This is a genomic window from Pseudomonas sp. MWU347 (genome assembly GCF_017947305.1).
In the GTDB taxonomy this organism is placed as follows: Bacteria; Pseudomonadota; Gammaproteobacteria; order Pseudomonadales; family Pseudomonadaceae; genus Aquipseudomonas; species Aquipseudomonas putida_A.
The window spans coordinates 173,344-185,887 of the sequence record NZ_JAFGZB010000003.1; the positions used below are offsets into that span (position 1 = coordinate 173,344).

The 12,544-nt window shown below is 60.2% G+C and carries 10 protein-coding genes; 1 reads left to right on the forward strand and 9 read right to left on the reverse strand.

Annotated features, from left to right (window positions below; genetic code table 11):
- Nucleotides 1-65 precede the first annotated feature (65 nt).
- The 9 genes from hbdH to KCG87_RS07195 form a co-directional block, all read right to left on the reverse strand.
- Nucleotides 66-839 carry a 3-hydroxybutyrate dehydrogenase gene (gene hbdH / locus KCG87_RS07155; protein ID WP_047294787.1) on the reverse strand — a complete coding sequence of 258 codons (774 nt, stop codon included), beginning with the start codon at nt 837-839 and terminating at the stop codon, nt 66-68.
- A 7-nt stretch (nt 840-846) separates the two neighbouring features.
- Complete coding sequence (locus KCG87_RS07160) at nt 847-2,238, reverse strand: GntP family permease (protein ID WP_027612663.1); 1,392 nt, start codon at nt 2,236-2,238, stop codon at nt 847-849.
- A gap of 277 nt (nt 2,239-2,515) precedes the next feature.
- Complete coding sequence (locus KCG87_RS07165; protein ID WP_210557280.1) at nt 2,516-3,931, reverse strand: sigma 54-interacting transcriptional regulator; 1,416 nt, start codon at nt 3,929-3,931, stop codon at nt 2,516-2,518.
- A gap of 169 nt (nt 3,932-4,100) precedes the next feature.
- Nucleotides 4,101-5,675 (reverse strand): ABC transporter ATP-binding protein, encoded by a 1,575-nt coding sequence (locus KCG87_RS07170; RefSeq protein WP_135295905.1) that lies wholly within the window; start codon nt 5,673-5,675, stop codon nt 4,101-4,103.
- A 9-nt stretch (nt 5,676-5,684) separates the two neighbouring features.
- Nucleotides 5,685-6,707 carry an ABC transporter permease gene (locus tag KCG87_RS07175; protein ID WP_098964175.1) on the reverse strand — a complete coding sequence of 341 codons (1,023 nt, stop codon included), beginning with the start codon at nt 6,705-6,707 and terminating at the stop codon, nt 5,685-5,687.
- Entirely contained in the window at nt 6,707-7,768 is a 1,062-nt protein-coding gene (locus KCG87_RS07180) for a microcin C ABC transporter permease YejB (protein ID WP_027612667.1), read from the reverse strand. The genes KCG87_RS07175 and KCG87_RS07180 overlap by 1 nt, the downstream gene beginning before the upstream one ends.
- Nucleotides 7,768-9,636, reverse strand: coding sequence for an extracellular solute-binding protein (locus KCG87_RS07185; RefSeq protein WP_139053683.1), 1,869 nt, complete (start codon nt 9,634-9,636; stop codon nt 7,768-7,770). The genes KCG87_RS07180 and KCG87_RS07185 overlap by 1 nt, the downstream gene beginning before the upstream one ends.
- A 135-nt stretch (nt 9,637-9,771) precedes the next feature.
- Nucleotides 9,772-10,053 carry a peptidylprolyl isomerase gene (locus KCG87_RS07190; RefSeq protein ID WP_039758565.1) on the reverse strand — a complete coding sequence of 94 codons (282 nt, stop codon included), beginning with the start codon at nt 10,051-10,053 and terminating at the stop codon, nt 9,772-9,774.
- Between the two features lie 96 nt (nt 10,054-10,149).
- On the reverse strand, nt 10,150-11,019 hold the full coding sequence (locus tag KCG87_RS07195; protein ID WP_210557278.1) for a triacylglycerol lipase: 870 nt from the start codon (nt 11,017-11,019) through the stop codon (nt 10,150-10,152).
- A gap of 337 nt (nt 11,020-11,356) precedes the next feature.
- On the opposite strand from KCG87_RS07195, the gene KCG87_RS07200 reads away from it, so the two are divergent.
- The gene (locus tag KCG87_RS07200; protein WP_210557276.1) at nt 11,357-12,535 is read left to right on the forward strand and encodes a hypothetical protein; all 1,179 of its coding nucleotides are present in this window, start codon (nt 11,357-11,359) and stop codon (nt 12,533-12,535) included.
- The last annotated feature ends 9 nt before the right edge of the window (nt 12,536-12,544 follow it).

Below are 12,544 nucleotides of genomic sequence, written 5' to 3' on the forward strand. Positions count from 1 at the left end.
CTCAACATTGATGTTGGCTGATACACCGCTATCGCGAGCAGGCTCGCTCCCACAGGGGCGCAGCATTACTGCGCCAACCACCCCCCATCAATATTCCACGCCGCCCCGCGCACCTGGCTGCCAGCCTCGCTGCATAGAAACAACACCAATTCCCCAAGATGCTGCGGCGTGACGAACTCCAGCGACGGCTGCTTCTCCGCCAGCAAATCATGCTGCGCCTGCTGCGGATCGACGCCTTTGGCGGCACGATCATCGATCTGTTTCTGCACCAGCGGCGTCAATACCCAGCCCGGACAGATCGCGTTGCAGGTGACGTTACTGGTAGCCGTTTCGAGGCCGACCACTTTGGTCAAACCAATCACGCCGTGCTTGGCCGCAACATACGCGGCTTTGCCGGTCGAGCCGACCTGGCCGTGCACCGAGGCAATGTTGACGATCCGCCCCCAGCCCTTGGCGCGCATCCCCGGCAAGCTGAGGCGGGTGCTGTGGAACACCGATGACAAGTTGATCGCGATGATCGAGTCCCAGCGCTCCACCGGAAACTCCTCCACGGCCGCCACGTGCTGAATCCCGGCGTTGTTGACCAGAATGTCGACGCCGCCGAATTCGCGTTCGGCGTAAGCGATCATGTCGGCAATCTGCGCCGGATCGCTGACGTCCGCCGGATGATGACCGACCTTGCCGCCAAACTGGCCGACTTCTGCGATCACGCTCGACGCATCACCGAAACCGTTGAGAATCAGATTGGCGCCGGCCTTGGCCAGGCTCAGCGCGATGCCCAGACCGATGCCGCTGGTGGAGCCGGTGACCAGTGCGGTCTTGCCCGAAAGAGTCGTCATGAATACCTCACACAATGCCAGTGGCGTAGAAAGTGCCGATCACTACGAAGACCGCCAGGGTCTTGATCAGCGTAATACAGAAAATGTCTTTATAGGCCTCGCGGTGGGTCAGGCCAGTGACCGCCAGCAGGGTGATCACCGCGCCGTTGTGCGGCAGGGTGTCCATGCCGCCGCTGGCCATCGCGGCCACGCGGTGCAGCACTTCCAGCGGAATGTTCGCCGCGTGCGCCGCCGCGATGAATTGCTCGGACATCGCCGCCAGAGCAATGCTCATGCCGCCCGACGCCGAACCGGTGATACCCGCCAGCAGGGTCACGGTGATCGCTTCGTTGACCAGCGGATTGGGGATTTGCTTGAGCCAGTCGGCCAGTACCAGAAAGCCCGGCAACGAAGCGATTACCGCACCGAAACCGTATTCCGAGGCGGTGTTCATCGCCGCCAGCAGTGCACCGCTGACCGCGCTTTTGCTGCCTTCGGCGAGTTTGCTGCGGATCGCCTTGAAGCCGAACACCAACACCATCAGGATGCCGATCAGCAATGCCGCCTGCACCGCCCAGATTGCGGTGAGCTTGGCGATTTCCGTGGTCACCGGCGTGGCCATCCCCGGCAACGCGAGGCTGTGGGTCTTGCCGTACCACTGCGGAATCCACTGGGTGAACAGCAGGTTCATGATGCCCACCGCCAGCAGCGGCGACAGGGCGATCCATGGGTTCGGCAGTTTCAGGTCTTCGGCGGTTTCCGGCTCGTTACGCAGCTCGGTGCCGTAACCTTCGCCAGCACGCTGGGCCTTGTTGCGTTGGCGCTGCAGGAACAGCATGCCGGCGCAGAACACGAAAATCGTGCCGATCACCCCCAGCCACGGCGCGGCCCACGCGGTGGTATTGAAGAAGGTGCTGGGGATGATGTTTTGAATCTGTGGCGTGCCGGGCAGGGCGTCCATGGTGAAGGAGAACGCGCCGAGGGCGATGGTCGCCGGGATCAGGCGCTTGGGGATATTGCTCTGGCGGAACATTTCCGCGGCAAATGGATACACCGCAAACACCACCACGAACAACGACACGCCGCCGTAAGTGAGCAGGGCGCAGACCAGCACGATCACCAGCATCGCCTGACGGGTGCCGAGCAAGCGAATCGCTGCGGCTACGATCGAACGGGAGAACCCCGACAATTCGATCAACTTGCCGAACACGGCACCGAGCAGGAATACCGGGAAATACAGTTTGATGAAACCGACCATTTTCTCCATGAACACGCCGGTAAAGGCAGGGGCGACGGCAGAAGGATCGGTCAGCAGGACAGCGCCGAGGGCGGCAATCGGGGCGAAGAGGATGACGCTGTAGCCACGGTAGGCGGCGAGCATCAGCAGCGCGAGGGCTGCCAAGGCGATGATCACACTCATGGAGTGTCTCCAGGGATTGTTATTTTTGTGGGTGAAGCGGATGCAGTAGAGGTGTTAGCGAGATCTGTGCCAGATGCTCAAGTCATTGAAATATAAGGGTTTTATTGGTTGAAGCGTGTTGAGAGTTGAAGAGCTGTCTCTCTTTTGAGATTTTTGTAGAGAGGGCGGACGCCTTCGCGAGCGAGCCCGCTCCCACAGTTGGAATGCATATCCCCTGTGGGAGCGGGCTTGCTCGCGAAGCTTTTGTTGTTGTCTTTTTGTGGAGACTTAAGTCTCTTTATTGAGACTCGGTGATGCCCAAGGCCAGCATCTTCTTGTACAGCGTCGAGCGTCCCAGTCCCAGTCGAGCCGCCGCCTCCGGCACTTTGCCTGCACATTGCGCGAGGGCAGACTGGATCAACTGCCGCTCAAACCGCTGCCGTGCCTCGGCGAATGTCTCCTCGGCCAACGGTTCCAGCGTCGAAACCGACGGACGCTCAACCGGGGTAAAGGTGCCGATGGCCGCGCGAATATCCTCTTCGGTGAGGATCAGGTCATCGCTGAGCAGCGCCGCGCGCTCCAGCACGTTGCGCAATTCGCGGATGTTGCCCGGCCACGCATGTTGCCCGAGCAGATCCAGCGCTGCGCGACTCAGCTCATGCTGACTGCGCAGTTCTTCAAGAATCGCCTCGCTGAGTGCCGGCAGATCGTCGAGACGTTCGCGCAGCGGCGGAACCTGGATCGGCAGCACGTTAAGTCGGTAATACAGGTCGGCGCGGAACTCACCGCGCTTGATCGCGCCTTGCAGATCGGTCGAAGTCGCCGCGATCACTCGTACATCGCTCTGGATCACGTCGTTGGAGCCAACCGGTTCGAACTCCTTTTCCTGCAGCACCCGCAGCAGTTTGCTTTGCAGCGGCAACGGCATGTCGCCGATCTCATCGAGAAACAGCGTACCGCCCTGAGCGATCTGCAACTTGCCGGTGCGACCCTTGCGGTCGGCGCCGGTAAACGCGCCAGGCGCGGTGCCGAAGAATTCCGCTTCGAGCAACGCCTCCGGGATTGCGGCGCTGTTGATGCTGACGAAGGCTTTATGTGCCCGTGGCGAAGCGCTGTGAATCGCCTGAGCCAGCAACTCCTTGCCGGTGCCGGTTTCGCCGAGCAACAACACGGGTGAATCGGTGCTCGCACTGCGGCGGGCACGGCGTTTGACTTCGAGGCTGGCGCTGCTGGTGCCGATGAAATGGGCGAAGTTGTATTTGGTCTGCCGCGCCCGCAGCAGCGAGCGGGTCGAAGCCAGTTCTTCCTGCATGCTCAGGTAGCGCTTGAGCATCGGTGACAGGCTGCGCAATTCGTCGAACAGAGCAAACCCGATGGCGCCGATCACTGCGCCAACATCGTCGTGGATCGGCAGGCGCATCACCACCAGCGGCTCTTTCGGCGTGTCCTGCATGTCCAGCAGGATCGGCCGGCCGGTGCGCACCACTTCACGCAACAAGCTGCCGGGGATCACGCTTTCGCAGGGTTGGCCGATGGCTTTTTTCGCTGACTCAAGACCGAAACGCCGCGCATAGCGCTCGTTCATCCAGACGATGTTCGCGTCACGATCGACAATCACCGTGCCTTCGCTGGACTGCTCGATGATCTCGAACAGCGAGCGGATCGCCAGCGTGCGCACGCGTTGGTAGTCCTTGAGGCTTTCGGTGGTGTTCATGGGTTGGCGGATCCGGAGTTTGAGTTGTCTGTTCGGGCCTCTTCGCTGGCAAGCCAGCTCCCACAGGTTTCTCTGGGGTACCCCATATTTGGGTACAACCCGAATCCCTGTGGGAGCGGGCTTGCTCGCGAAGGCCGCGACTCGGTATCAAGGCAAGCGCCGATTATGCCTACCCCGGATGCGCCGCTGCCAACAGCTCTTTGGTGTAAGGATGCTGCGGTGAGTCGAACACATCATGGCTGGCACCGCGCTCAACCACTTTGCCGTCCTTGATCACGATCATGTCATGCGCCAGCGCCCGCACCACCGCCAGGTCGTGGCTGATGAACAGGTAGGTCAGGCCGTGTTTTTCCTGAAGATCGCGGAGCAGGGCGACCACTTGTTTCTGCACGGTACGATCAAGGGCCGAGGTCGGCTCGTCGAGCAGGATCAGCGCCGGTTTCAGCACCAGTGCCCTGGCGATGGCGATGCGCTGGCGCTGACCGCCGGAAAATTCGTGCGGGTAGCGATGACGGCTTTCCGGATCCAGGCCGACTTCCTTGAGTACACGGATCACCTGTGCATCGCACTCATCGGCGCTGGACTGACAGTGTACCTCCAGCCCTTCGCTGATGATTTGCGCCACCGACATCCGTGGACTGAGGCTGCCGAACGGATCCTGAAACACCACCTGCATCTGCCGACGCCATGGTCGCAATTGCTTCTGATCGAGGCCGTCGAGGGCGGTGCCCTGAAAACGGATACTGCCCTCGGAATCGAGCAACCGCAGAATCGCCTGACCCAGGGTCGACTTGCCCGAACCGGACTCACCGACAATGCCCAGGGTTTTGCCGCGCTGGATATTCAGGCTGATGCCGTCCACCGCGCGCAAATATTGTTTGCGCTGGAACAGCCCGCCACCGACGACGAACTCGACGCGCAGATCATCCACCTCCAGCACGTTCTCGCGTTCATCGCGGGGCAGGGCTTCGCCTTCCGGCTCGGCGTTGAGCAGCACGCAGCTGTAAGGATGCTTTGGCTCGGTAAACAGGGTTTCGCACGGGGCTTGCTCGACGATTTCGCCAGCCTTCATCACGCACACCCGTTGCGCAATGCTGCGCACCAGATTGAGGTCGTGACTGATCAGCAGCAGCGACATGCCCAGGCGTTGTTGCAGGGATTTGAGCAGCAGCAGGATCTTGCGTTGCACTGTCACATCCAGCGCCGTGGTCGGCTCGTCAGCGATCAGCAGTTCCGGCTCGCAAGCCAGCGCCATGGCAATCATTACTCGTTGCCGCTGGCCGCCGGACAGTTGATGCGGATAGGCCTTGAGGCGCTCTTTGGGCTTCTGAATGCCCACCAGTTCCAGCAGTTCAAGAATCCGCTGCTGCGCCGCTTTACCGCCCAGGCCACGATGCACCAGCAGCGTTTCACCGATTTGCTTTTCGATGGTGTGCAGCGGATTGAGCGAGGTCATCGGCTCCTGAAAGATCATCGCGATCCGGTTGCCGCGCAGTTCACGCAGGACCTTCGGATCGGCGCCGAGCAGCTCCTGACCGCGATAGCGAATGCTGCCGCTGGTTTGCGCATCGCCTTCGGGGAGCAACTGCAGAATCGAATGCGCAGTCACCGATTTGCCCGAGCCCGACTCGCCGACCAGCGCCAGGCACTCGCCGGGCCGGATGTCCAGGCACAGGTCGCGCACCGCCGGCTGGCCATGGAAGGCGACGTTCAGGTCACGGATTTCGATCAGGTTATCAGTCATGGTCACACTTCAGGATCGAGGGTCGAACGCGTCACGTAACGCTTCGCCGATGAACACCAGTAAAGAAAGAATCAGCGCCAGGGTGAAGAATGCCGTCAGCCCGAGCCACGGCGCTTGCAGATTCTGTTTGCCCTGGCCAATCAGCTCGCCCAGCGAGGCACTGCCGGCGGGCATGCCGAAACCGAGGAAGTCGAGAGCGGTAAGGGTGGAAATTGCGCCGGTGAGAATGAACGGCAAGTAACTCAGCGTCGCGTTCATCGCATTGGGCAGGATGTGCCGGAAAATCACCTTGCGGTCGCTCAGGCCCAACGCGCGCGCCGCTTTGACGTATTCCAGATTACGCCCGCGCAGGAACTCGGCGCGCACCACATCCACCAGTGCCAGCCATGAAAACAGCGCCATGATCCCCAGCAGCCACCAGAAATTCGGCTCGACAAAGCCGGACAAAATGATCAGCAGGTACAGCACCGGCAATCCGCTCCAGACCTCCAGCAAACGCTGCCCGAGCAGATCGACCCAACCGCCGTAATAGCCTTGCAGGGCGCCGGCAGCTATGCCGATCAGCGCGCTGACGGCGGTCAGCATCAGGGCAAACAGGATCGATACCCGGGCACCGAAAATCACCCGCGCCAACACATCACGCGCCTGATCGTCGGTGCCGAGCCAGTTGACCTTTGAGGGCGGGCTCGGCGCAGGTTGATTGAGGTCGTAGTTGGGCGTGTCGTCGCTGAACGGGATTGGCGGGAACAGCAGCCAGCCACCGTCCTTGCGGATCAGGTTCTGCACATAGTCACTGCGATAATCGGCCTGGAACGGCAATTGCCCGCCAAACTCCTGTTCGGTGTAGCGCTTGAAGACCGGGAAGTAGAGCTGGTTCTGATAGCTGACCACCAGTGGTTTGTCATTGGCGATCAGTTCACCGCCCAGCGTCACCACGAACAGTCCGATAAACAGCCACAACGACCACCAGCCACGGCGGTTTTTCTTGAATCGCGCGAAACGGCGACGGCCCAGAGGCGAGAGCTTGAACATCAGGCGTTCCTCGCGGCGAAGTCGATACGTGGGTCGACCAGGGTGTAGCACAAGTCGCCGATCAGTTTTATCAGGAGGCCGAACAGGGTGAAGATGAACAGCGAGCCGAACACCACCGGATAGTCGCGAGAAACCGCCGCTTCGTAACTCATGCGGCCGAGGCCGTCGAGAGAGAAGATCACTTCGATCAACAGCGAACCGGCAAAGAACACACTGATGAACGCCTGCGGAATCCCCGAGACCACCAGCAGCATCGCATTGCGGAACACATGGCCGTAAAGCACGCGGCGCTCGCTCAAGCCTTTGGCGCGGGCGGTGACTACGTACTGGCGGGTGATTTCATTGAGGAACGAATTCTTGGTGAGAATCGTCAGCGTGGCGAAGCCGCCAATCACCAGCGCCGTCACCGGCAACACCAGGTGCCAGAAGTAATCGGCAATCTTGCCCAGGGTCGACAGCGATTCGAAGTTGTCCGAGACCAGACCGCGCACTGGAAACCAGTTCAATGAGGTGCCGCCGGCAAACACCACGATCAGAAACATTGCGAACAGAAACGCCGGCATCGCGTAGCCGATGATGATCGCGGTGCTGCTCCAGATGTCGAAATGGCTGCCGTGATGCACCGCTTTGCGGATGCCCAGCGGGATCGACACCAGATAGGTGATCAGCGTCGCCCACAAGCCGAGGGAAATGGTCACCGGCATTTTTTCCAGAATCAGATCGGTGACCGTCGCACCGCGGAAAAAGCTTTTGCCGAAGTCCAGCTGCGCGTAGTTCTTGAGCATCAGCCACAGCCGCTCATGCGCCGGTTTGTCAAAACCGTACTGCTTTTCGATGTCCTTGATCAGTTGCGGATCGAGGCCACGGCTGGCGCGCGAAGTGTTGCTCATGGTCTCGCTGGAACTGCCGCCGACACTCGCACCGCCGATGCCTTGCAGATGGGCGATGGCCTGTTCGACCGGGCCGCCGGGTGCCGCCTGAATGATCACGAAATTGACCAGCAGGATGATCACCAGCGTCGGAATGATCAGCAGCAGTCGCCGCAGAATGTATGCCCACATCAGTGCGGTCCTCCGGGTCTGCCACGCCCGATTTTTTCGGCGGTCATCTGCTGGTTGGTCAGCGGCGTACTGCTGATTTCCCACCAGCTCTCGATGGCTTCGTCATTGCTGGCCTGGATCGCCGGCATGCCGAAGCGGTTCCACCAGACGGTGGAGGTGCCCGGCGGGTAATAGTTGGGAATCCAGTAGTAGTTCCATTGCAGCACCCGGTCCAGAGCGTGGGCGTAGTGCAACATGTCGCTTTGGGTCGAGGCGCGGATCAGGCCGTTGATCAGGGTGTCGACCGCCGGATTCTTCAGCACCATGTAGTTGTTGGCGCCGGGGTCGTTGGCCGATATCGAACCGAAGTAGTTGAGCAGCTCGCCCCCCGGAGACGTGCTGACCGGGTAGCCGGTGACGATCATGTCGTAATCACGGCTCATCAGGCGATTGACGTATTGCGAGGAGTCGATGCGACGGATATTCAGCTCAATGCCGATCTGCTTCAGCGTGCGCTTGTAAGGCAGAAGCAGGCGATCCATACCGTTCTGGCTGACCAGAAAGGTGAAACTCAAAGGTTCGCCTTCGGCGTTGACCAGTTGGTCGCCCTCGGGTTTCCAGCCAGCCTGTTCGAGCAGTTCCAGGGCTTGCAGTTGCTTGTCGCGGATCAGCCCGCTGCCATCGGTTTTCGGCGCCTCGAAGACCTGGGTGAACACTTCGTCGGGAACCTGCCCGCGCAACGGCTCGAGGATTTTCAGCTCGGCGGCATCCGGCAACTCGCGGGCTGCCAGTGCGGTATTGGAGAAATAGCTCTGCTGGCGGATGTACATGTTGCGCATCATCTGCCGGTTGCTCCACTCGAAATCCCAGAGCATCGCCAGCGCCTGGCGCACCCGACGATCCTGGAACATCGGTTTCTGCAGGTTGAACACGAAGCCCTGCGCAGATTGCGGGGCCTCGGTGGCCAGGTGGGCTTTCTGCAAACGTCCGTCACTCAGCGCAGGGCTGTCGTAACCGATCGAATAGCCGGTGGCGGAAAACTCGCGGTTGTAGTCATAGGCACCGCCGCGCAATACCTGGCGGGCGACATCGGTGTCGCCGAAATATTCGATGCTGAAGTGATCGAAGTTATACAGGCCGCGACTGACCGGCAGGTCCTTGCCCCACCAGTCGGGGTTGCGTTCAAAGGTGATGCTGCGCCCGGAGTCGACCTTGCCGACCCGATACGGGCCGCTGCCCAGTGGTGGTTCATAGCCACCGCCACCGGCGAAGTCGCGGGTTTTCCACCAGTGCTCGGGAAACACCGGCAGGGTGGCAATGTCCAGCGGCAGGGTGCGGTTCTCGTTACTCTTGAAATCGAAGCGCACGGTCAGCGGCGCTTCCACTTCCACGCCTTTGACGTCGGCGAACTGCGTGCGATAGCGCAGGCTGCCCTGGGTCATCAACAGGTCATAGGTGTAGCGCACGTCCTCGGCAGTGATCGGCTTGCCGTCGGCAAAACGCGCCTTGGGATCGATGAAGAAGCGCAGCGACAGACCATCCTCCGAGCGCTCCATCTTTTGCGCCACCAGGCCATAGACCGTGTAGGGCTCGTCCATCGAGCGCTGGGCCAGCGGCGAATAGAGCATGCCGTCGATCTGGGTGACGCCGATGCCTTTATCTATATAAGGCAGGATGTGATCGAAATGCCCGATCTCTATCGCCGAGCGGCGCATGGTGCCGCCCTTGGGCGCCTGCGGATTGGTGTAGTCGAAGTGGCTGAAACCGGCCGGGTATTTGGCAGGTTCGCCATAGACGGTCAACGCATGTTGCGGGGTGGCGTTCACACCGGCGGCGCCCAATAGCAGGGCCACGGCAGTGAACAGTAAAGTCGGGAAAGCCAGTCGCATTGTCAGCCTTAAAGCCGGGTGATCGATAAGCGCAATTTGTACGCGAGCGGCGCGTCAGTCGCCAGCCGTATCCTGTAACCAAAACACAACGGCCCACCAAAAGGCGGGCCGTTGGGACAGCAATCAGGCGACGGATCAGTCCTGACGGCTGGTGACTTCGAGCAGGTGATAACCGAACTGGGTCTTCACCGGGCCTTGCACGACGTTGATTGGCGCGCTGAAGACTACGGTGTCGAATTCCTTGACCATCTGGCCAGGACCGAAGGAACCCAGATCGCCACCCTGACGGCTGGACGGGCAGCTGGAGTTGGCCTTGGCGACCTCGGCGAAATCAGCACCGCCTTCGATCTGGGCCTTGAGTTCGTTGCACTTGTCTTCGCTGGAAACCAGGATGTGGCGGGCAGTGGCTTTAGCCATGGGGAAATTCTCCAATCTATTTCAGTAAAGTGTGGAGCCTACCGGATTCAGTAAGCGATTTCTCTGCAAAGTTCCACTCGGTACATTGACGTACATCTACAGTTGCGCGGCTTTCAGGCGCATCGCGTGTTCGACATAGAGGTCGACGGGATCCGCGCCGGGTATTCGCAACCCGCCCGGATGGCGCAAGCTGCCAAGGTGATTGAGGGGATAGTCGGAGCGGATGACCCGGCCCAGGTGAGAACTGTAACGGCCCACGAAACCATCGTTCTGTCCGGCCTCCGTGACGAAATGGCTGGATAATGCGTGGCAGACGGAATGCACTGGATCCAGAGCCTGCAACAAATTGTCCTGCAGCGTGCCGCTCCAGGAGTAGTAGTGGACGTCATTGACCCGTTCCGCCCCCTGGCCGCCCCACGTCGAAGGCAGGCCTTGAGGGTATTTTTTGTTGAATTGCCCGACGTCCGCAGTCGTCAGGGCATTGAGTGCGGCTACGGCGTTCTGCGGCAGACCCGGCTGACCGCTGAGCAGCGAGAGGAATCGCGCAAACTGTGTCGCAGCGTGCTCCGCCACCTGCTCCGGCAGGCCTCCTGGAACCAGCGCCAGGCGTAAGGCGTCAGCCAGTTCCGAGCCGTGATTGGGGCCGCTGACCGATGTCACCGAGGCGACTTTCTCCGGCGCGAGCGCAGCGGCATAACGGCATGCCAGCGCGCCCTGGCTATGTCCGATCAGGTTGACTTTACCGGCGTCGGTGCCTCGCAGAACGCGCTCGATCTGGAACATCAATTGCTGGCCGCGAACTTCGTTGTCATGGGTTGCGGACAGCTGCGGCACAAACACTTGCCCGCCTGCCTCCCTCAGCGCTTGCTTGACATCATGAAAAAGCTCGAAATGGCCGATACGGTCAAACCCGAACAGGCCATGGACCAAAAGGATGGGGTAGCGGGTTGTCGCATTCCGTTGCATGTTCCTGCCTCTTTTGCAGATGCTTGTCAGTGGTTGGTGCGTGCCACTGTAAAACAGGCCTGCGGGTCGGCGATGTCTGAAAAATCCTCTGTACTGACAGGAAATTGGACTAAAAGCGGTACGAATTTTCGCTTCTGCTTGAGAGGGTAGTCGGAACATTTGGCAATCTTTTGCCCGGTATCGCTGGATTCTGCTTCGTAAGCCTACGTCATGCGGTGTATTTACCCTGCCGACGGAAGGCGTTGTGCTGACTTCCGCCGGTCGCTGGATGGTGTTCAATGGATTTCGTTCGACGCGGCCTTCACGGCGGCGTTTTATCCAAGGAATGGAGCTACGAATGTCTATATACGAAGCCACCGGCGATTCTTCTGTGGCACCAGCGTCAAATATGTCCCCTGTAGCGGATGAATCCGGTGAACACCGTCTTCTGAGTTTGAAGGTGGACGGCGACCACTTCGAATTCTGCTATCGACACGCCTCTGCGGCGGCAGACTCTCCAGACTCGTGGCTGCCTGCACCGATGCTTGAGGTTATGGAGGGTGGAATGCTTGATCCTTCACTGGACCATGCATTCGTCAGGGTGGCGCCTTACCCGAACATGTTGTGCGGCGACAAACTTGTGCTGAGCTGGCAAGGACTGGATGACGAAGGATTGCCCTATATTCACGAAACCACTCGTGCGGTCAGTGAAAACCAGGTGGGTCAGGAACTCGTCTTTGTCATAAAGGGTTTGCACATCGCAGCGCTGGAGCGCGGCTCGCTGGAGGTTTACTGGACGCTGTACAGCGTTGCGCTTCAGAAGCCCGTGTCATCCAGGCGTTTGCAGCTGAATGTGGGTGATCCGGAACCCGATCTGCTGGCTCCGATCCTTGAAGAGACGGTGGGCGGGACGCTCGATCCGGCCCGTGTCCCGCAGGGCACTGGCGTTATCGTGCGACCTTACGCCCGCATGGCTGTCGGGGACCGGGTCACCCTGTCGTGGCAAGGTGTCGAAGGACTGCCGGTGATCAGTGATGTGTTGCTCGTGGAGCCGTTTGCTGTCGGCGAAGCGCTGTCTTTCTGGATACCCGCAGATCGCATCGCCACTCATCGTATGCAGGAGGTGAGCGTCAGCTACCGGGTGGAATCAAGGTCGGCGCAGGTGAGGAACTCTGCAACCTCGCGAATTCTGATCGCGCCATTGATGCGAGGCGAGCTCGCAGCTCCGCAGGTACTGGAAGCGCAAGATGGCGAACTGGAGGTAGCAGATGCCGAGGATGGCATTACCGTGGTGATCGGCAATGCCCAGGCCGAGGAGGGGGAGCTGGTTTACTTGAAATGCGATGGTGAGTATTTCAGTCACCGCGATGATCGGGACATCACCCGGGAAACTGCAGGCGAGCCCTTGGTATTCATCGTGCCTTATCGTTTCTGGCGAGAGCATCGGGAAACTGTGGTGCAGGTGTCGTATTCAGTGGAGCGGCTGGATGATGTCAGCCAGGCTTCCGAGATAACACGCATCCGGGTGCGGGCATAACCCGGTGGT